This window comes from Xanthobacter variabilis (assembly GCF_043831965.2).
Lineage (GTDB): Bacteria > Pseudomonadota > Alphaproteobacteria > Rhizobiales > Xanthobacteraceae > Xanthobacter.
Genome location: NZ_CM195533.1, coordinates 3,626,277 through 3,645,382, shown reverse-complemented (window position 1 = coordinate 3,645,382; position 19,106 = coordinate 3,626,277). Strand labels below are relative to the sequence as shown.

Sequence of the window (19,106 nt, the reverse complement as noted above, 5' to 3'; positions counted from 1 at the left end):
AAAGGCTGCAGACCCTAAATCGAATGGCCCAGCTTGTGCAATGCAACAATGATCGAGGGCTGAAGCGACAGGCCGATTTCACCCGCCTGTCGCGGGAGAGCTACGGCGCGATGCCGGCGCGGCTCTTCCGGTGCCGGCCTGCGAGGCGTCAGAAGCCGGTGGCGGTGCCCGAAAGGTCGTAGGCGTCGGAGCTCTCGATCTTCACTGAGGTAATCTCGCCGACCCGCAGCGGACGGCGGGCGGTCACCTTCACCGTGCCGTCGATCTCGGGCGCGTCACCCTTGGTGCGGCCGATGCCGCCGAAGGGGGTCACCTGATCGATGATGACCTGCTGGCGCGTGCCCACCTTGCGCTTCAGCCGGCGGGCGGAAACCGCCTGCTGGGCGCGCATGAAGCGATCGTAGCGCTCCGCCTTCACCTCTTCCGGCACGGGGTTTTCGAGCCCATTGGCCACCGCCCCCGCCACCGGCTCGAACTTGAAGGCGCCGGCGCGGTCAATCTCGGCTTCCTGCAGGAAGTCCAGCAGCTCCTGGAACTCGTCTTCCGTCTCGCCGGGGAAGCCGACGATGAAGGTGGACCGCAAGGTGAGGTCCGGCACCTTTTCGCGCCAGGACTGGATGCGGGCCAGGGTCTTTTCCTGGGAGGCGGGGCGCTTCATGCGCCTGAGCACCGAGGGGCTGGCGTGCTGGAAGGGAATGTCCAGATAGGGCAGCACCTTGCCGGCGGCCATCAGGTCCATCACCGCGTCCACGTGGGGATAGGGATAGACATAATGCAGGCGCACCCAGGCGCCGAGATCGCCCAAAGCGGCGGCAAGGTCGAGGAAGCGAGTGGCCACCTCCTTGTCGCCATCGGCGCTCTTCCACAGGCTCGGCGCATAGCGCAGGTCCTGGCCATAGGCCGAGGTGTCCTGGGAGATGACGAGCAGTTCCTTCACGCCCGCCTTCACCAGCTTTTCCGCCTCGCGCAGCACCTCGCCGGCCGGGCGCGAGACGAGGTCGCCGCGCAGCTTGGGGATGATGCAGAAGGTGCAGCGGTTAGAGCAGCCCTCCGAGATCTTCAGATAAGCATAATGGCGCGGGGTGAGCTTCACCCCCTGGTCGGGCACCAGGTCCAGGAACGGGTCGTGCTGGGGCGGCACGGCCTGGTGCACGGCGGCGAGCACGCTTTCATATTGCTGGGGGCCGGTCACCGCCAGCACGCCGGGATGGGCGGCGGTGATCTGGTCGGGCTCCGCGCCCATGCAGCCGGTGACCACCACCTTGCCGTTTTCCGCCAGCGCCTCACCGATAGCCGAGAGGCTCTCCGCCTTGGCGCTGTCCAGGAAGCCGCAGGTGTTCACGATGACGAGATCAGCCCCCGCATGGCTCTTGGTGAGCTCATAGCCCTCCGCGCGCAGGCTGGTGATGATGCGCTCGGAATCCACCAGCGCCTTCGGGCAGCCGAGGGAAACAAAGGAAATGCGGGGCGACTTCTGCGCGGTCTCGGCCATGATGCGCGGCGGCTTCTCGAAAGTTGGGGCGATGTCCGGGAATGAAGGCGCAGGGGTTAGGGGACGCGGGGCTCGCCGTCAATCCCGGCGATGCGGCGCGCGCGGCGGGGCGAGGCAAAGGCTGGTGCGGGAGTGCTTCCGCGGGAGCCCTGAGCCACCCATCCCGCGAGCCGGCGGATGGCTGAGGGCACCCTGCCGCTTCTGGCGAACGTTTCCGCGCTGACTGCGCCACGCGGTGGGCCGATGGCTCCGGTCCGTCATCGGGCGGCGGATGGCGCGCTGCGGCATGTGAGCGGCAACTCTACCGCAGCGCGAGGCTGGGGCCTTGCCGGCTGTCGTCTTCCCACACACACTCGCTGGTATAATAACGAAGACTCGGAAACCCTTGAGGAGAGGCCCCATGCTGGCTCTGCTGCCGATCATCGCCTGTGGCCTTCTGGCCATTGCTTATGGGGCCTGGGCGGTCCGTAGCCTCATGGAGGCCGATCCCGGATCGGCCCGCATGCAGGAGATCGCCGCCGCCATCGCGGAGGGGGCGGCGGCTTATCTCCGGCGGCAATATCTCACCATCGGCGCGGTGGGCGTCGTCATCTTTGTGCTGGTCGGCCTGTTCCTGGGCTGGCTGGTGGCGGCGGGCTTCGCCATCGGCGCGGTGCTCTCGGCGGCGGCCGGCTTCATCGGCATGAATGTGTCGGTGCGGGCCAATGTGCGCACCGCCCAGGCGGCCATGCGCTCCCTTGGCGGTGGGCTGGATCTCGCCTTCAAGGCCGGCGCGGTGACGGGCCTGCTGGTGGCGGGCCTCGCCCTCCTGGGGGTGAGCGTCTATTTCCTGGTGCTCACGGCCGGCCTGGGCTTTGCGCCGAACAGCCGCACGGTGGTGGACGCGCTGGTGGCGCTGGGCTTCGGCGCCTCTCTCATCTCCATCTTCGCGCGGCTCGGCGGCGGCATCTTCACCAAGGGCGCGGATGTGGGCGGCGACCTGGTGGGCAAGGTGGAAGTGGGCATTCCCGAGGATGACCCGCGCAACCCGGCCACCATTGCCGACAATGTGGGCGATAATGTCGGCGACTGTGCCGGCATGGCGGCGGACCTGTTCGAGACCTATGCGGTGACGGTGGTGGCCACCATGGTGCTCGCCGCCATCTTCTTCGCCGCCACTCCGGCGACGCTGCATGCGATGCAGCTCTATCCGCTGGCCATCGGCGCGGCCTGCATCCTCACCTCCATCGCCGGCACCTTCTTCGTGAAGCTGCGGCCCAACTCCACCATCATGGGCGCGCTCTATCGCGGGCTGCTGGGCACGGCGGGCCTCTCGGTGATCGCCCTGGCGGTGGTCACCTGGCTCATTCCCGGCTTCGGCCCCATCGAGGGGGCGGCGTTTTCCGGCACCGCATTGCTCCTGTGCGGCGTCGTCGGGCTGCTGGTCACGGCGGCCATCGTCGTCATCACCGAATATTATACGGGCACGGGCCATCGCCCGGTGGTGTCCATCGCCCAGGCCTCGGTGACGGGGCATGGCACCAACATCATCCAGGGTCTCGCGGTCTCGTTGGAGGCGACGGCGCTGCCGACCCTCGTCATCATCGCCGGCATTCTGGCGGCTTATGGCTTTGCCGGCCTGTTCGGCATCGCCATCGCGGCCACCACCATGCTGGCGCTGGCCGGCATGATCGTGGCGCTCGACGCCTTCGGCCCGGTCACCGACAATGCGGGCGGCATCGCCGAGATGAGCGGCCTGCCGAAGGAGGTGCGCCAGTCCACCGATGCCCTCGACGCGGTGGGCAACACCACCAAGGCGGTCACCAAGGGCTATGCCATCGGCTCGGCGGGCCTCGGTGCCCTGGTGCTGTTCGCGGCTTATAACCAGGACCTGAAATATTTCATCTCCCAGGCGGGGGAGGGTACCTATTTCGCGGGCGTCACGCCCAATTTCTCCCTCGACAACCCCTATGTGGTGGTGGGCCTGCTGTTCGGCGGGCTGCTGCCCTTCCTGTTCGCGGCCATGGGCATGACTGCGGTGGGCCGCGCCGCCTCCGCCATCGTGGAAGAGGTGCGCCGGCAGTTCCGCGAAAAGCCGGGCATCATGGCCGGCCGCGAAAAGCCCGATTATTCCCGCGCCGTGGATATGCTCACCCGCGCCGCCATCAAGGAGATGATCGTACCTTCGCTGCTGCCGGTGCTCTCGCCGGTGGTGTGTTTCTTCGCCATTTATGTCGTGGCGGGCGGCGGGGTGGCCGGCAAGTCGGCGGCCTTCTCGGCGGTGGGGGCCATGCTGCTGGGCGTCATCGTCACCGGCTTGTTCGTGGCCATCTCCATGACCTCCGGCGGCGGTGCCTGGGACAATGCCAAGAAGTCGTTCGAGGACGGCTTTGTGGACAAGGACGGCGTGCGCCACGAAAAGGGGTCCGAAGCGCACAAGGCGGCCGTCACCGGCGACACCGTGGGTGATCCCTATAAGGACACGGCGGGCCCGGCGGTGAATCCCATGATCAAGATCACCAACATCGTGGCCCTGCTGCTGCTCGCCGTGCTCGGGCACTGACGCCGCCCCTCTCCCGGTTGCGGGGGGAGCGGATGCCCGCGACGAACGCGGGACGCAAGGACGCGAAAGGGCGGGGTCTCGAAGCACCACTGCGCTTGAAGGTTGTGTTTCGCGGAAGGGGCGGTCTTGCTGCCCCTCCCTGATCCTCTCCCGCATGCGGGAAGGGAACGTGCGTTCGACGGATCCCCGTTCCTTGAATGTCCGTCCACAAATGTCGCTGTGTCCGGGGCTCAAGGCCTCGCCTCAGATGCGAGGGGCCGGGATGACGGGCGCGGGGCGGCTGCGCGACCTGCAGGGTTGTTCGGAAGTCTGGCGTGGGGCATCGTGCGCGGCGCTTTGCCCCGCGCCGCCCGGCGCCACGACGGATTCCTGCCATGTCCCCTTCGCCCCGCCCCATTCAGCCCGGAGACCATGTGTTCCTGGTGGATGGCTCTTCCTTCGTGTTCCGGGCCTATTTCCAGTCCATCAACCAGGACCGGAAGTATAATTTCCGCTCCGACCGGCTGCCCACGGGGGCGGTGCGCCTGTTCTGCACCAAGCTGTTCCAGTTTGTGCGCGACGGTGCGGTGGGCATCAAGCCCACTCATCTCGCTATCATCTTCGACAAGTCGGAAGACTCCTTCCGCAAGGCGCTCTACCCCGCTTATAAGGCCAACCGTTCCGATCCGCCGGACGAGCTCATTCCCCAATTCCCGCTGATGCGCGAGGCGGTGCGCGCCTTCGGCCTGGTGCCGGTGGAGCAGGCGCGCTACGAGGCCGACGACCTCATCGCCACCTATGCCGACCAGGCCGTGAAGGCGGGGGCGGAAGTGCTCATCGTCTCCGCCGACAAGGATTTGATGCAGCTCATCGGCCCCCATGTGGCCATGTATGACCCCGCATCCGGCGAGAGCGGTGGGCGCGGCGCGCGGCCGGAACGGCGCATCGGCGAGGCGGAGGTGCTGGAATATTTCGGCGTGCCACCGGAAAAGGTGGTGGACGTGCAGGCCCTGGCCGGCGATTCCACCGACAATGTACCGGGCGTGCCCGGCATCGGCATCAAGACCGCCGCCCAGCTCATCAATGAATATGGCGACCTTGACACGCTGCTCGCCCGCGCCGGTGAGATCAAGCAGCCCAAGCGCCGCCAATCGCTGATGGAGAACGAGGAATCCGCCCGCGTCTCCAAGCAGCTGGTGGAGCTGGTGCGGGACGTGGCGGTGGAAGTGCCGCTTGAGGACCTGGTGCTGGAGCAGCCGGAGGCCAAGCCCCTGGTGGCCTTCCTGAAGGCCATGGAATTCACCACCATTACCCGCCGTGTGGCCGAGGCCTATGGCATTGACGCGAGCCTCATCGACCCGGACCCCAAGCTCGCTCCCCAGGGCCTGTTCACCCCCGGCGAGGTGCAAGAGGCGGCCGAGCCGGAGACGGGCAAGGCCGCCCGATCGAAGGCCGCCAGCGCGCAGCCCAAGGATGCCGGCGGCGATTCCATCTTGAAGCCCGCCGATCTCGCCCGCGCCCGGGCCGAGGCCGCCCGCGCCACGCCGGTGGACCGCAGCGCCTACAAGTGCGTGACCGATGCGGCCGAGCTTGAGGCGTGGTGCGCCAAGGCCATGGATCAGGGCTTCGTCGCCTTCGATACGGAAACCACCTCGCTCGATCCCATGTCGGCGGATCTGGTGGGCGTGTCCCTGGCGCTTTCGCCCAACGAGGCCTGCTATATTCCTCTCGCCCATGTGGGCGCGGGGGAGGGGCTGTTCAGCGAGCCGCTGGCCGGGCAGATCCCTCTTCAGGCCGCCATCGCCATCCTCAAGCCCATGCTGGAGGACAAGGGCACCCTCAAGATTGGCCACAACGCCAAATATGACGTGCTGATGCTGTCGCGCTACGGCATCACAGTGGCGCCCATCGACTGCACCATGTGCATTTCCTATGCGCTGGATGCCGGCCTCAACGGCCATGGCATGGACGAGCTTTCCGTGCGCCACCTGGGTCACACGCCCATCGCCTTCACCGAGGTGGTGGGCAAGGGCAAGGCGCAGGTGACCTTCGACAAGATCGCCCTGGAGCCCGCCACCCAATACGCCGCCGAGGATGCGGACGTGACCCTGCGCCTGTGGCTGGCGCTGAAGCCGCGCCTCGTCTCGGAGGCCAAAACCACGGTCTATGAGACCCTGGAGCGGCCGTTGATCCCCGTGCTCACGCGCATGGAGGCGCGGGGCATCTCCATCGACAAGGCCCTTTTGGCGCGCCTTTCATCCGAGTTCGCCCAGGGCGCGGCGCGGGTTGAGGATGAGATCGGCGAGATCGCGGGCGAGAAGATCAATGTGGGCAGCCCCAAGCAGATTGGGGACATCCTGTTTGGCAAGATGGGCCTGCCGGGCGGCTCCAAGACCCCGACTGGGGCCTGGTCCACCAAGGCCAATGTGCTGGAGGAGCTGGCGGAATCGGGCCACCCGCTGCCGCAGAAGATCCTGCAATGGCGCCAGCTCTCCAAGCTGCGCTCCACTTATACGGACGCGCTGCCCAATTTCGTGAACCGTGACACGCATCGCGTTCACACTTCCTACGCCCTGGCGGCGACCACCACGGGGCGGCTGTCTTCCTCTGATCCGAACCTGCAGAACATTCCGGTGCGCACGGAGGAGGGCCGGCGCATTCGCCGTGCGTTCGTGGCGGAGGCGGGCAACAAGCTGGTTTCCGCCGACTATTCGCAGATCGAGCTGCGCCTATTGGCGGAGATCGCGGAAATTCCCGCGCTCCGGCAGGCGTTTCAGGACGGGCTCGACATCCATGCCATGACCGCCTCCGAAATGTTCGGCGTGCCGGTGAAGGACATGCCGAGCGAGGTGCGCCGCCGGGCCAAGGCCATCAATTTCGGCATTATCTACGGCATTTCCGCTTTCGGCCTCGCCAACCAGCTGGGCATCCCGCGCGAGGAGGCGAGCCAGTATATCAAGCGCTATTTCGAGCGCTTCCCGGGTATTCGCGACTATATGGAGGTGACCAAGGCCTTCTGCCGCGAGCACGGGTATGTGGAAACCCTGTTCGGCCGGCAATGCCACTATCCGGACATCGCCGCGAAGAATCCCTCCATCCGCGCCTTCAACGAGCGCGCGGCCATCAATGCCCGCCTGCAAGGCACGGCCGCGGACATCATCCGCCGCGCCATGATCCGCATGGAACCGGCCTTGGACGAGGCGAAGCTCTCCGCCCGTATGCTGCTGCAGGTGCACGACGAACTGGTGTTCGAGGTGCCCGAGGGCGAGGTGGAGAAAACCCTGCCTCTGGTGCGTGAGGTGATGGAGACCGCCGCCGCCCCAGCCGTGCAGCTGGCCGTGCCGCTGAAGGTGGATGCGCGCGCCGCCGCCAACTGGGATGAGGCTCATTAAACTACATAATGTTGTGAATTATAAAATTCACTTTGTTATGTGTTGAATAACATCTGGTGCTCACATATGCTGTGAAATGTGCCGGCATGGGCCGGCGCGTTTCATGGAGTTGAGAGCCCATGGCCGTGTCCGGCCTCATCCGCAGCCCTCGCGTCACCGCCGCGGCCCGCATGGCGCCGTTGGCGCGGTTGCCGCTCTTCTTTGGTCTTCAGGACCGGCGCGTGGTGGTGGCGGGCGAAGGGCCCGGCATGACCTGGAAGGTGGAGCTGCTCTCGGCCGCCGGCGCCCGCGTGGAGGTGTATGCGCCGGCGCCGGAAGACTCGCTTCAGGCCCTTGTGGAGGAGCCTCCCCGTGGTCCGATCATCCTCCACCCGCGCGCCTGGACGGCGGAGGATCTGGCGGGCGCGGCCCTCGCGGTGGGCGCTTTTCAGGATCAGGCGCAAGCCGGGCATTTTGCCCAGGCTGCACGCGCGGCGGGCGCACCGGTGAATGTGGTGGACAAGCCGAAGGTGAGCGATTTCACCTTTGGGGCGGTGGTCAATCGCTCGCCGCTGGTGGTCGGCATCTCCACCGATGGCGCCGCGCCCGTGTTTGCTCAGGCTGTGCGGGCGAAGATCGAGGCGCTGCTGCCGCTGGGGTTCCGTGTCTGGGCGGAAGCGGCGCGCTCCTGGCGCGGCTTCATCGCGGGGAAGGGGCTTGCGGCACCCGCGCGCCGCAGCTTCTGGGAGCGTTTCAGCGCCCTTGCACTGATGGAGCCCAACCGGGCCCCCGATGAGGCCGACCGCGAAGCGTTGCTACACGCGGCTGCGCCGACGTCCGGCGGATCGGTGGTGCTGGTGGGGGCGGGGCCGGGTGATCCGGAGCTGCTCACGCTGAAGGCGGTGCGCGCGCTGCAATCCGCCGACGTGGTGCTCTATGATGACCTTGTCTCCGGCGCGGTGCTCGATTTCGCCCGGCGCGAGGCCCGGAAGATGCTGGTGGGCAAGACCGGCTATGGTCCCTCCTGCAAGCAGGACGACATTAACGCGCTGATGGTGAGCCTGGCGCGCGAGGGCCGTCGGGTGGTGCGCCTCAAGGGCGGCGAGCCCATGATCTTCGGCCGCGCCGGAGAGGAGATCGCGGCCTGCCGCGCCGCGGGCATTCCGGTGGAGGTGGTTCCGGGCATCTCGTCCGCCCAGGGCGCGGCGAGCCGGCTGGCCGCCTCGCTCACCCATCGCGATCATGCGCGGCGGCTTCAGTTCGTCACGGCCCATGCGCGCAATGGGCGCCTGCCGGAGGATCTCGACCTTAAGGCCCTCAGCGATCCGGTGGCCACCACCGTCATCTACATGCCGCGTCACACGCTGCGGGAGCTGGTGGGGCGCCTGGTGCCTGCGGGGCTCGACCCCGCCACGCCGGCGGTGGCGGTGTTTGCCGCCACACGACCCGAGGAGCGCATGGTCAACGCCTCCATCGCCACCCTGGCCGAGGCGGTGGAAAGCGCGGTGGCCGAGGGGGCGAGCGGGCCGTGCATCGTGCTGTATGGCCACGCGCTTTCGGAAGCCAAGGCATGGAACACTGCCGACGTGGCTGAGGCGCGGCGGGCCACGGCTTGAGGGCCGTGGGCGCCATGTGCACGCCACCCTTCACTCTGGCGCTCCCAGTCGAGGGGGGCAGGGGCGCCATTACCGGCGGCATTTGCCTACGCCTGCAGCTCGCGTTCGCAGCCCCGCGATGGCGCCCGTGCCCGCCGACGGTGGTGGCGCGGCCAAACTGAGGTGGAGCACAAAAAGGCCGCGCCCGGAGCGCGGCCTTTGTCTTCTTTACCCGGGCCGGCCGATCGAAGGTTGGCTTGAGGCGTCACTGAATCTCGCTCGCCTGCGTCATTGGCGCATTGCCCTAATTACGGCGCGCGCCGCCTGATAACCGCCGCATTGACCGCTCTCGCAAATAACGTGGCTATCTGGCGCGTCCACGGCGACGAGGATGCAAGGCTTGAGCTCAAGATCAAAGATCTCTTCTCGCATCTGACTGAATATCGGAGGCCTCTTCTTCTATGTCAGACCTGCTTCTTCGGTCCCGGCCCGACGCAGCAACCAACGTGACAGCCTGATCTCCCTCCGCTCCCCATACCGGTGATGCGGCAGAGCCAAACATATCCCCACGGTAGATGGAGCTTTCGGAAAACAACCTTGCGGGCGGAGGTGGGCCTTGTTGCCTCTCGCTTCGGTTGTGTCAGGCCGATCACACATGAAAAGCGAGCGAAATGCGGGCTCCGGGCCGGATCCGGGTCTCGGCGCCCTGGTGCTTATTTTGCGTTTTCACGGTGTAGCGGCCGAAGCTCGGCAGTTGCGTCATTAATGCGGTGGCGCGACAGTCGGCCCCGTGGAGATGCTGAGTTGCGCACGAGCATTCGGGCTCAAGGCGCGGGCGGTTTTGTCTTCATGGCGCAAGCTCAGCGGCACACCGCTGCCGGCGATCGCGGCGCGCCGAGATGGCACATTCGTTATTCTCGCGAAGGCGGCGGGGGATTTGGCGCTGGTGCGCGACCCGGTGTCAGGCCAGCCGCTGCAAGTTGAGAGAGAGGCGTTCGAGGCGCAGTGGGGCGGCCGGCTGGTTCTGGTCGCGCGGCGCGCTCGTTTTTCCGACCTCGCGCGGCGGTTGGACATATCATGGTTCATGAGGGCGATGCAAAAGTATCGTGCCCTATTCGGAGAAGTGCTGTCGGACTCTATTTTTCTACAGGTGTTGGCGCTGATCTCAGCATTGTTTTTTCAGGTGATCATTGACAAGGTTCTGGTGCATCGCGGTCTGACAACACTCGACATCCTCGGGCTTGGGCTCGTGATGGTCTCGGTGTTCGAAGCGGTGCTTGGTGCTTTGCGCACGGATGTCTTCGCGCACACCACAAATCGAATCGACGTCGAGTTAGGGACGCGGCTGTACACGCACCTCATGGGTTTACCCCTCGCATACTTCGAGTCCCGTCGGGCGGGGGATTCTGTCGCAGGCGTGCGAAAATTGGAAAGCATCCGCAATTTTCTGACCGGATCATCCCTCACACTTGTGGTGGAGTGTCTGTTCTAATTCGTATTCGTGGCCGTGATGTTCATATATTCGGCGACATTGACTTTCATCGTTCTGGCATCGTTCCCGATCTCTATCGGCATTTCGGCTGGCGTGACTCCCCCGTTTCGCCGGAGGCTGGAGGACAAGTTCAATAAAGGCGCGGAGAACCAGGCTCTGCTGGTGGAGAGCGTCACGGGTGTCGAGACTCTGAAGGCGATGGCGGTTGAGCCGCAGATGCAGCGTCGCTGGGAGGAACAGCTGGCGGCCTCTGTGAGCGCTAGCTTCAAGGTGCAGAATCTGGGCAATTGGGCGAGCCAGGCGGTGCAGCTGACCGCCAAGCTGGTGACCGCCGGAACCCTCTAATTCGGCGCCCGGCTGGTGATGGAGGGTTCGCTCACGGTGGGCGAGCTGATCGCCTTCAACATGCTGGCCTCGCGGGTGTCGCAGCCGGCGTTGCGCTTGGCGCAGGTGTGGCAGGACTTCCACCAGACACGCATTTCCATCGAGCGCCTCGGCGACATTCTGAATACGGCGCCCGAGCCCTCCCACCAGCCGGGGCGCTCCGCATTGCCGGCGCTCCGTGGCGCCATCCGCTTCGATCACGGGGCCTTCTGCTATCGCGCAGGCGGCCCCACGGTGCTCCCCGATCTCAGTTTCGAGGTCGGTGCTGGGCAGGTCGTGGGCATTGTCGGTCCGTCGGGGTCGGGCAAGTCAACCGTCGCGAAGCTGCAGGACGACCGTCGTCCAGCGACGCGCAGCAACGAGACCTGGGCCATGGACTTCGTCCACGACCAGCTCGCCACGGGCCGGAAGATCTGGGTTCTGACCATCGTCGAGACCTTCACGCCGTTCTCGCCGGCGGTGGATCCGCGGTTCAGCTATCGAGGCGAGGACGTGGTGCTGACGCTTGAACGGGTCTGCCGGAGTATGGGCTATCCGCAGAGCATCCCGGTGGATCAGGGATTGGAGTTCGTCAGTCGGGATCTGGACCTGTGGGCATATCAGAAAGGCGTGGTGCTGGACTTCTCGCGGCACGGCAAGCCGACGGACAACGGCTTCATCGAGTCGTTCAACGGCAAGTTCCGGGCGGAATGCCTGAATACGCACTGGTCCATGAGCCTTGACGACGCCCAGGCGAAAATGGAGGCTTGGCGTAGAGACTATAATGAGGTTCGGCCGCACAGCGTGATCGGCAACAAGCCGCCGATCACGCTCATGAATGGCTCTCCAGCATACCCGCCGGGATGAGCCCTAACCCCGGAAATTTCCAGCTCCGGGTGGCCTAGAAACGGGGAGCGCTTCATCAACCCTCGGACTCTCCTTTAAGTCGGGGGAGAAAAGGGCCTCAGGTCACCCCGCTCGGTGATCTGAAGGACCGCGTCGCGCTTAAGGTCCTCGGTGAAGTTCGCTTTTCCCATCGGGGCCTCCTTGCCTCAAAATTTAGGGAAGAAGGCCCCCTGGAATCCAGGGGCGGCTCAGTGAGCGAGAGTCAATGACGCTTCAGGGGCGGCGCCAGAGGCTTCAGGCCGGCATCTGGAAGCTCAGCAGCTTGCGCTGTGGGAAGTCGTAGAGCTTGCCGGTTTCCGCGAAGTCGGGAAGGCACAAGGGCAGGATGGCGGCGGCGGCCTCTTCCGGCGTCGGCAGGGTCATGGGGTCCTCTCCGGGGAAGGCCTTGGCGCGCATCTGCGTGCGGATCGGGCCGGGATTGAAGAGGTTCACCTTGAGGTTGCCATTGATGGCTTCGGCGGCCCAGGTGCGGGCCATCACCTCGAGCGCGGCCTTGGTAATGGCATAGGGGCCCCAATAGGCCCGCGCCTTGTGGGCGGCGCCGGAGGAGATGACCACGGCCCGCGCAGTGGTGGAGAGGCGCAGCAGCGGGTCAAACGAGCGGATGCAGCGCCAGTTGGCAGTGATGTTGACGGCCACCGTCGCGTCCCAGTCCTTGGGCAGCACGTGGCCCAGGGGCGAGAGCGGGCCGAGCACGCCCGCATTGGCCACATAGACGTCGAGCCGGCCATAGCGCTCATAGAGCGCACCGCCCAGGCGGTCGATGCCCTCGCTGTCCTTCAGATCCAGCGGCACCAGCGTCGCATTGCCACCGATGGCGGTGATGGCGTCGTCCAGCTCCTCGAGCCCGCCTTCGCTGCGGCCCACGGCCACCACGTGAGCGCCGGCGGCGGCCAGGGCCAGGGCCGTGGCGGCGCCGATGCCGCGGGTTGCGCCGGTGACGAGGGCGATCTTGTCGGCGAGGGGCTTGCCGCCGGTCGGGCTGATATCGGTCATGGATGCTCCGCGGGCGTTATCGTTGCAGGCGAGATGAGCCGCGTTCGCCGCCAAAGTCCAGCCTTCCGCGGCGCTCTCCCCCGGTTGCGACGCCGCAGGGGCTCGCGGGCGCGATGATGGCGCTTTCGATCCGTGAGATGGGCTTGAATGGAATGAGGGGCGGCACGCCGATCCGGCGCTGGGTGTCTCGAACAGGCGCCATGGCCCGGCGCGGAGGGAGGGCTCCGCGCCGGAAAGGCTCAGCTCGCTTCCGCGAGCAGCGAGAGCTGCTGCGCGCCCACGGCGCCGGAACGGTCCGTGAGGGGCGTGGGATAATCGCCGGTGAAGCAATGGTCGGTGAATTGCGGCCGCACCGGGTCACGGCCCTCATAGCCCATGGCCCGATACACGCCGTCCACCGTCAGGAAGGCGAGGGAATCGGCGCCGATATAGCGGCGCATGCCCTCCAGATCATGGGTGGCGGCCAGCAGCTTGTTCCGGTCCGGCGTGTCGATGCCGTAATAATCGGGATGGGTGATGGGCGGAGAGGCGATGCGGAAATGCACCTCCTTGGCACCGGCATCACGCATCATCTGCACGATCTTCACAGAGGTTGTGCCGCGCACCAGACTGTCGTCCACCAGCACGATGGAGCGGCCCTCGACCACCGAGCGGTTGGCCGAGTGCTTCATGCGCACGCCCTGATCGCGGATGGTCTGGGTGGGCTGGATGAAGGTGCGCCCCACATAGTGGTTGCGGATGATGCCCAGCTCGTAGGGAATGCCCGAATGCTGGGAGAAGCCGATCGCCGCCGGCACGCCGGAATCCGGCACGGGCACGATCACGTCGGCATTGGCGGGGGCCTCTTCGGCCAGCACCTGCCCGAACTTCTTGCGCACCTGGTAGACGGAGCGCCCGCCCACCACCGAATCCGGCCGGGCGAAATAGATGTACTCGAAGATGCACGGGCGCGCCGGCACCTCGGGGAAGGGCTTGTAGGATTGCAGGCCGTCCTCGTCGATGACGATGACCTCGCCGTTCTCCACGTCGCGCACATAGCGCGCGCCGATGATGTCGAGGGCGCAGGTTTCGGAAGCCAGGATGGGCGAGCCTTCCAGGGTGCCGAGCACCAGCGGGCGGATGCCCAGCGGGTCGCGGGCGCCGATGAGCTTCTTGTTGGTGAGCGCCACCAGCGAGTAGGCCCCCTCCAGCCGCTGGAGCGCATCGACGAAGCGGTCGATGAAACGCGGCTTGCTGGAGCGCGCGACCAGGTGAAGGATCACCTCGGTATCAGTGGTGGACTGGGTGATGGCCCCCTCGCGCACCAGCTGCTTGCGCAGGGTGAGGCCATTGGTGAGGTTGCCGTTGTGGCCCACGGCGAAGCCGCCGGAATCGAGCTCGGCGAACAGCGGCTGCACATTGCGCAGCAGGGTTTCGCCGGTCGTGGAATAGCGCACATGCCCCACCGCGGAATCGCCCGGCAGGCGATCGATGACGGCGGCGTCGGAGAAGGCGTCGCCCACGAGGCCGAGCCGCCGCTCCGAATGAAAGCGCCGGCCATCGAAGGAGACGATGCCGGCGGCTTCCTGTCCGCGGTGCTGCAAGGCGTGCAGGCCGATGGCCGTCACCGCTCCGGCGTGGGGATGATTGTAGATCCCGAACACGCCGCATTCCTCGCGCAGGCTGTCACCGTCGAGATCGAGATCGATCCCGGAGGAATAATGGGTGCTGTCGCCCGCGCCGTTCATGCCGCCCGCGTCCATCTTGTCCATTTTGCACCTCCGCTCGGCGGCCCTAGTGGCCGGTACCGCGCGTGCTCTCCAGCAACTGGTTGAAACCCTGCTGATCCACCTGCGGGTTATTGCCCGAAAGGGACCGTTGGCTTCCTTGGGTTCCCTGGGCGGCGAATGCCACCCTGCCTTGAGCCCCGAGACCCGTGTTGTCGGAACGCTGGCCCCCCGCCGGGGCTGCGGGATTATCACCCTCTTCCGGGGCGGGCTGCTTCTTTAATTTGTTCAAGATGGTGTTTTCAGGGTCATCCGGCAACTGGGCCATCAGCCAATCGCCCGCACTTTGCAAGGCGGGACGCGATTTTGCGTCCACGACCCACGGCGGCTGGCTCTTCGTCGGAACCAGCCAGTTGAAGAAAAGGAAGGCAACGACCATCACGAGCAGGCCGCGCGCCAGGCCGAACAGGAAGCCCAGGCTGCGGTCGAGCGCGCCGATTCGGCTGTCGAGCACCACGTCGGAGATGCGCGCGGTGAGGATGGAAGCGATGAGCAGCGTGCCCAGGAACAGTATTCCCACCGTGGCGGCCGTGGCCGCTGTATCCTGGGAGATGTACTGCTTCACATAAGGCAATGCAGGCTTGTAGAAAAAGAGGGTGACGCCCGCGGCGACAGCCCACGACAGGATGCTGAAGACTTCCCGCAACAGCCCTCGCACCATGGCGAGGATGCCCGAAATCAGCATCACGGAAATGACAATGATGTCCAGTAGGGTGACAGGCATTGGTGCATCGGTCCGTGGTCGGTGGCGCGCGGGACAAGCGCGCCCTGCCGCTCCACGCCATGCGGAGCGCGCCGCGCGGGTCATATAGCCCGCGCTTCCCGGCTCGTCATCCTCCCTGTTGGGTCAGTCTTCGTCCTCAGGGTCGCCGGCGGCGGCTACCGCCGCGCGGGAACGGGCGCCTGCCGTGCCTTGAGCGGGGCGCATGGCTGCCTTTCGGGGCGCGCGGGAGGCGATGGAGGCCACCAGCTGGGCCAGGGAGGAGATGGCGTCCACCTCCACCGGAGGCGTTGTACCATCAAGGCCGCCGGCCGGAATGATGGCGCGGGCGAAGCCGAGCTTGGCGGCCTCCTTGAGGCGGGCCGGAGCCTGCGACACCTGCCGCACGGCGCCGGTGAGGCTGGCTTCCCCGAAATACACAGCATCCGCCGGCAGCGGGGCCCCCGTGAGGGAGGAAACCAGGGCTGCAGCCACCGCCAGGTCCGCCGCCGGCTCGTTGATGCGGAAGCCGCCGGCCACGTTCAAATAAACGTCATGTCCGCCGAGCCGCACGCCGCACCGCGCGTCCAGCACCGCCAGCACCATGGACAGGCGATTGGGGTCCCAGCCCACCACGGCCCGGCGCGGCGTGCCCAGGGAGGAGGGGGCGACCAGCGCCTGGATTTCCACCAGCACCGGCCGGGTGCCTTCCATGCCGGCGAACACGGCGGTGCCGGGCGCGCCCAGATCGCGGTTGGACAGGAACAGCTCGGAGGGGTTGGCCACCTCCTTCAGCCCGCCGCCGGTCATCTCGAACACGCCGATTTCGTCGGTGGGGCCGAAGCGGTTCTTCTGCGCGCGCAGCACGCGGAACTGGTGGCCGCCGTCGCCTTCGAACGAGAACACCGCATCCACCATGTGTTCCACCACCCGCGGACCGGCGATCTGCCCATCCTTGGTCACATGGCCGACGAGGATCACGCAGGCCCCGGTCTGCTTGGCGTAGCGCACCAGGAGCTGGGCGGAGGTGCGCACCTGGGTCACCGTGCCGGGCGCCGATTCGACGCTGTCGGACCACATGGTCTGGATGGAATCGATGACCACCACATGCACGGGCGGCCCGCCCGCGAGGGTGGCGAGAATGTTTTCGGCATTGGTTTCGGCCGCAAGGCCCACTTTGGCGCCGGCGAGGCCGAGGCGCTGGGCGCGCATGCGCACCTGGTCCACCGCCTCTTCGCCGGAGACATAGACCACGTTGAGCCCGCGCGCGGCGAGCGCCGCCGAGGCCTGGACCAGGAGCGTGGATTTGCCGATGCCCGGGTCGCCGCCGATGAGAAGGATGGAGCCGGGCACGAAGCCGCCACCCGCCACCCGGTCCAGTTCGCCAATGCCGCAGACGAGGCGGGGCGTCGGGTTGCCCGCGCCCTCCAGGCTCTCCAGGGCGAAGGCCCGGCCCTTGCGGCTGGCCCGCTGGGCGGCGGGCACCGATGCGGCGACGGCGACTTCTTCGGAAATGGTGTTCCAGGCGCCGCAGGCATCGCACTTGCCCTGCCAGCGCGAATAAACCGTGCCGCAGGACTGGCAGACGAATGTGTGGTCGCGCTTGGCCATGAGCATCCCGATCGGACATGCCGGCCGAATCCGCCATGTCCGGGGGAGCTTATATCATTGGCCGGCGGCGCTGGCGGGGATGCCCGCCTTTCAGCAGGCCTCGCGCAGAAGCGGGGCCTGGAAGGTGGCAAGGCCCGAGGAAATGAGCTGCTCGATCTCGCGGAAGGTGGCCTCCATCTCACCGGAGATGGCGTCGTGCAGCACGCTGAGCTTCTCGGCGCGCTCGCGCTCGCGGCCCTCCAGGAGCGCCAGCGCGGCGCCGATAACGGCCTGGGGGCCCTCGAACCGGCCCGAGGCCACGAAACGGTCGATGAGACCGGAATGTTCCGCTGAAAGATCGAGGTGTTCAGACATGAGGGCCTCCCAACGGGTGCGCAGGCGCGAGATCTGGCTGCCGGAAACGCTGTGGGGAGGTTTGAGGCGCGGGGTGTTCCGCGATGCTCCAAGCCCATGTCCCTGGCCGCTTCAGGCACGTGCCCAGCTTTGCCAAACATGGTTAACATCAGATTAATACCACCGGCGCCGGTTTCGGATCGCTGCCGGGTGGGGCGGCTGAGGTCGCGCGGCGACTCGCTTGTGGAGGCCCTCCGTCGCCTGCAGGATGCAGAACGGCCGGGGCGGAAGGTCCGTCCCGGCCGTGGCGCGTGAGTGGTCTTGCTGTTCACATGACTTGGCGCAGGACCAGATAGAGGCCGCCCGACAGCACGATGGCGGCCGGCAGGGTGAGCACCCACGCCATCAGCAGATTGCGCACCGTGGACATCTGCAGCCCCGAGTGATTGGCCGCCATGGTGCCGGCCACGCCCGAGGACAGCACGTGGGTGGTGGACACCGGCAGGCCATACATGTCGGCCGCGCCGATGGTCGCCATGGCCACCAGCTCGGCCGCGCCGCCCTGGGCGTAGGTCAGGTGGGTCTTGCCGATCTTCTCGCCCACGGTGACCACGATGCGCTTCCAGCCCACCATGGTGCCCAGGCCCAGCGCGATGGCCACCGCCACCTTCACCCACAGCGGAATGAACTTGGTGGCCTGGTCGAGCTGCTTCTTGAACGCGCCGAGATTGTCGCGCGCCGTGGCATCCAGCTTCGGCGCCCCGGTCTTGCCCATCACCCGGATGGTCTCCGAGGCGAGGTACATGTCGTTGCGCATGTTGGAGACCGAGGCCGCCGGCACCTGGGCCAGCGTCTCATGGGTGCCCACCATGTCCGAGATCTCGCGGGTCACCTGGGCGAGCGCCGGCAGCACGTCTGCGCCGGCCTCGTGGTCGCGCACATAAGCGGTGAGCACCGCCCGTGGATCCGCCGGTGCCGGGGCATTGCCGGCGGCCTGCTGGAGCGAGGCTTCCGTGGCCTGGGCGATGGCGCGGAACTGGGCCACTTCCTCCACGTTCACCGCGCGGTTGAGCGCATAGGCCGTGGGCACGATGCCGATGAGGATCAGCATGATGAGGCCCATGCCCTTCTGCCCGTCATTGGAACCGTGGGCGAAGGAAACGCCGGTGCAGGTGAGCACGAGCAGGCCGCGAATCCACCACGGCGGCGGCTTGTGGCCGTCCGGCGCGCGATAGAGCGAGGGGTTGCGCACGGTCACCTTCAGCGTCAGCAGCAGCAGGCCGGCGGCGATGAAGCCGATGATGGGCGAGAACAGCAGTGAGTAGCCCACATTGGCGGCCTGCCCCCAGTCCACGCCCGAGGTGCCATCGCGCCCCTGCACCAGCTGGTTGGCGACGCCGACGCCGATGATGGAGCCGATGAGGGTGTGGGAGGAGGAAGCCGGCAGGCCGAGCGACCAGGTGCCGAGATTCCACAGGATGGCGGCGATGAGCAGCGCGAACACCATGGCCATGCCGGCGCCGGACCCCACATTGAGGATCAGCTCCACCGGCAGCAGCGACACGATGCCGAACGCCACCGCGCCGGAGGAAACCAGCACGCCCAGGAAGTTCCAGGCGCCAGACCAGATGACCGCGAAATGGGCCGGCAGCGAATTGGTGTAGATCACCGTCGCCACCGCATTGGCGGTGTCGTGGAAGCCATTCACGAACTCGAAGCCGAGTGCGATGAGCAGCGCCACCACCAGGAGGAGGAAGGGCAGGATGGCCAGCGTGCTCGTGCCCGAGTCCACCACATCCCGCCAGATGGAGAAGCCGGTAAAACCAAGGCCCCCGATCAGCAGGGCGAAGAACAGGAAGATTTCCAGGAGCCCATGGTCTCGATCCATGGACGCGCGCCTGGCGGAGGCGTGGTGGCCTGCCGCCGGGGCGTGATGCGGCGTCGCGGCTTGCGACATGAA

At 66.7% G+C, this 19,106-nt stretch carries 10 protein-coding genes and 2 pseudogenes; 5 read left to right on the top strand and 7 right to left on the bottom strand.

All coding sequences use genetic code 11. The features are described from left to right. Positions 1 to 148: 148 nt before the first annotated feature. Positions 149 to 1,492 carry a 30S ribosomal protein S12 methylthiotransferase RimO gene (rimO, locus tag V5F26_RS15985; protein ID WP_394946447.1) on the bottom strand — a complete coding sequence of 448 codons (1,344 nt, stop codon included), beginning with the start codon at positions 1,490 to 1,492 and terminating at the stop codon, positions 149 to 151. A 400-nt stretch (positions 1,493 to 1,892) separates the two neighbouring features. On the opposite strand from rimO, the gene V5F26_RS15980 reads away from it, so the two are divergent. The 5 genes and pseudogenes from V5F26_RS15980 to V5F26_RS15960 form a co-directional block, all read left to right on the top strand. Then, positions 1,893 to 4,034 carry a sodium-translocating pyrophosphatase gene (locus tag V5F26_RS15980; protein ID WP_394946446.1) on the top strand — a complete coding sequence of 714 codons (2,142 nt, stop codon included), beginning with the start codon at positions 1,893 to 1,895 and terminating at the stop codon, positions 4,032 to 4,034. A 374-nt stretch (positions 4,035 to 4,408) separates the two neighbouring features. Next, complete coding sequence (gene polA, locus V5F26_RS15975) at positions 4,409 to 7,405, top strand: DNA polymerase I (RefSeq protein ID WP_394946445.1); 2,997 nt, start codon at positions 4,409 to 4,411, stop codon at positions 7,403 to 7,405. A 119-nt stretch (positions 7,406 to 7,524) separates the two neighbouring features. Then, a complete protein-coding gene (gene cysG / locus V5F26_RS15970) occupies positions 7,525 to 9,000 on the top strand; it encodes a siroheme synthase CysG (RefSeq protein ID WP_394946444.1) in 1,476 nt (491 codons plus the stop codon). Between the two features lie 634 nt (positions 9,001 to 9,634). Next, positions 9,635 to 11,182: pseudogene (locus V5F26_RS15965) on the top strand (ABC transporter transmembrane domain-containing protein); the annotation flags it as partial. Beyond that, positions 11,174 to 11,701: pseudogene (locus tag V5F26_RS15960) on the top strand (integrase core domain-containing protein); the annotation flags it as partial. The pseudogenes V5F26_RS15965 and V5F26_RS15960, both read left to right, overlap by 9 nt. 273 nt (positions 11,702 to 11,974) lie before the next feature. Here the strand turns inward: V5F26_RS15960 and V5F26_RS15955 are convergent. The 6 genes from V5F26_RS15955 to V5F26_RS15930 all read right to left on the bottom strand — a co-directional run bounded on the left by V5F26_RS15955 (position 11,975) and on the right by V5F26_RS15930 (position 19,034). Further along, positions 11,975 to 12,736: an SDR family NAD(P)-dependent oxidoreductase gene (locus V5F26_RS15955; RefSeq protein ID WP_234050697.1), complete on the bottom strand. Its 762-nt coding sequence runs from the start codon at positions 12,734 to 12,736 to the stop codon at positions 11,975 to 11,977. Positions 12,737 to 12,975: 239 nt separating this feature from the next. Then, a complete protein-coding gene (gene purF, locus V5F26_RS15950; RefSeq protein ID WP_394946492.1) occupies positions 12,976 to 14,463 on the bottom strand; it encodes an amidophosphoribosyltransferase in 1,488 nt (495 codons plus the stop codon). A gap of 46 nt (positions 14,464 to 14,509) precedes the next feature. Continuing rightward, entirely contained in the window at positions 14,510 to 15,226 is a 717-nt protein-coding gene (locus V5F26_RS15945; RefSeq protein WP_234050696.1) for a CvpA family protein, read from the bottom strand. 123 nt (positions 15,227 to 15,349) lie between these two features. Next, entirely contained in the window at positions 15,350 to 16,813 is a 1,464-nt protein-coding gene (gene radA / locus V5F26_RS15940) for a DNA repair protein RadA (protein WP_234050695.1), read from the bottom strand. 90 nt (positions 16,814 to 16,903) lie between these two features. Then, on the bottom strand, positions 16,904 to 17,167 hold the full coding sequence (locus V5F26_RS15935) for a type II toxin-antitoxin system ParD family antitoxin (protein ID WP_234050694.1): 264 nt from the start codon (positions 17,165 to 17,167) through the stop codon (positions 16,904 to 16,906). 307 nt (positions 17,168 to 17,474) lie between these two features. Then, the gene (locus V5F26_RS15930; protein WP_394946443.1) at positions 17,475 to 19,034 is read right to left on the bottom strand and encodes an inorganic phosphate transporter; all 1,560 of its coding nucleotides are present in this window, start codon (positions 19,032 to 19,034) and stop codon (positions 17,475 to 17,477) included. Between the last annotated feature and the right edge of the window lie 72 nt (positions 19,035 to 19,106).

Excerpts from the sequence above, each read along its gene's own strand:
- polA (WP_394946445.1), top strand. The coding sequence starts at position 4,409 with ATGTCCCCTTCGCCCCGCCCCATTCAGCCCGGAGACCATGTGTTCCTG.
- purF (WP_394946492.1), bottom strand. The coding sequence starts at position 14,463 with ATGAACGGCGCGGGCGACAGCACCCATTATTCCTCCGGGATCGATCTC.
- V5F26_RS15935 (WP_234050694.1), bottom strand. The coding sequence starts at position 17,167 with ATGTCTGAACACCTCGATCTTTCAGCGGAACATTCCGGTCTCATCGAC.
- radA (WP_234050695.1), bottom strand. The coding sequence starts at position 16,813 with ATGGCCAAGCGCGACCACACATTCGTCTGCCAGTCCTGCGGCACGGTT.
- V5F26_RS15945 (WP_234050696.1), bottom strand. The coding sequence starts at position 15,226 with ATGCCTGTCACCCTACTGGACATCATTGTCATTTCCGTGATGCTGATT.
- V5F26_RS15980 (WP_394946446.1), top strand. The coding sequence starts at position 1,893 with ATGCTGGCTCTGCTGCCGATCATCGCCTGTGGCCTTCTGGCCATTGCT.
- V5F26_RS15955 (WP_234050697.1), bottom strand. The coding sequence starts at position 12,736 with ATGACCGATATCAGCCCGACCGGCGGCAAGCCCCTCGCCGACAAGATC.
- V5F26_RS15930 (WP_394946443.1), bottom strand. The coding sequence starts at position 19,034 with ATGGATCGAGACCATGGGCTCCTGGAAATCTTCCTGTTCTTCGCCCTG.
- rimO (WP_394946447.1), bottom strand. The coding sequence starts at position 1,492 with ATGGCCGAGACCGCGCAGAAGTCGCCCCGCATTTCCTTTGTTTCCCTC.
- cysG (WP_394946444.1), top strand. The coding sequence starts at position 7,525 with ATGGCCGTGTCCGGCCTCATCCGCAGCCCTCGCGTCACCGCCGCGGCC.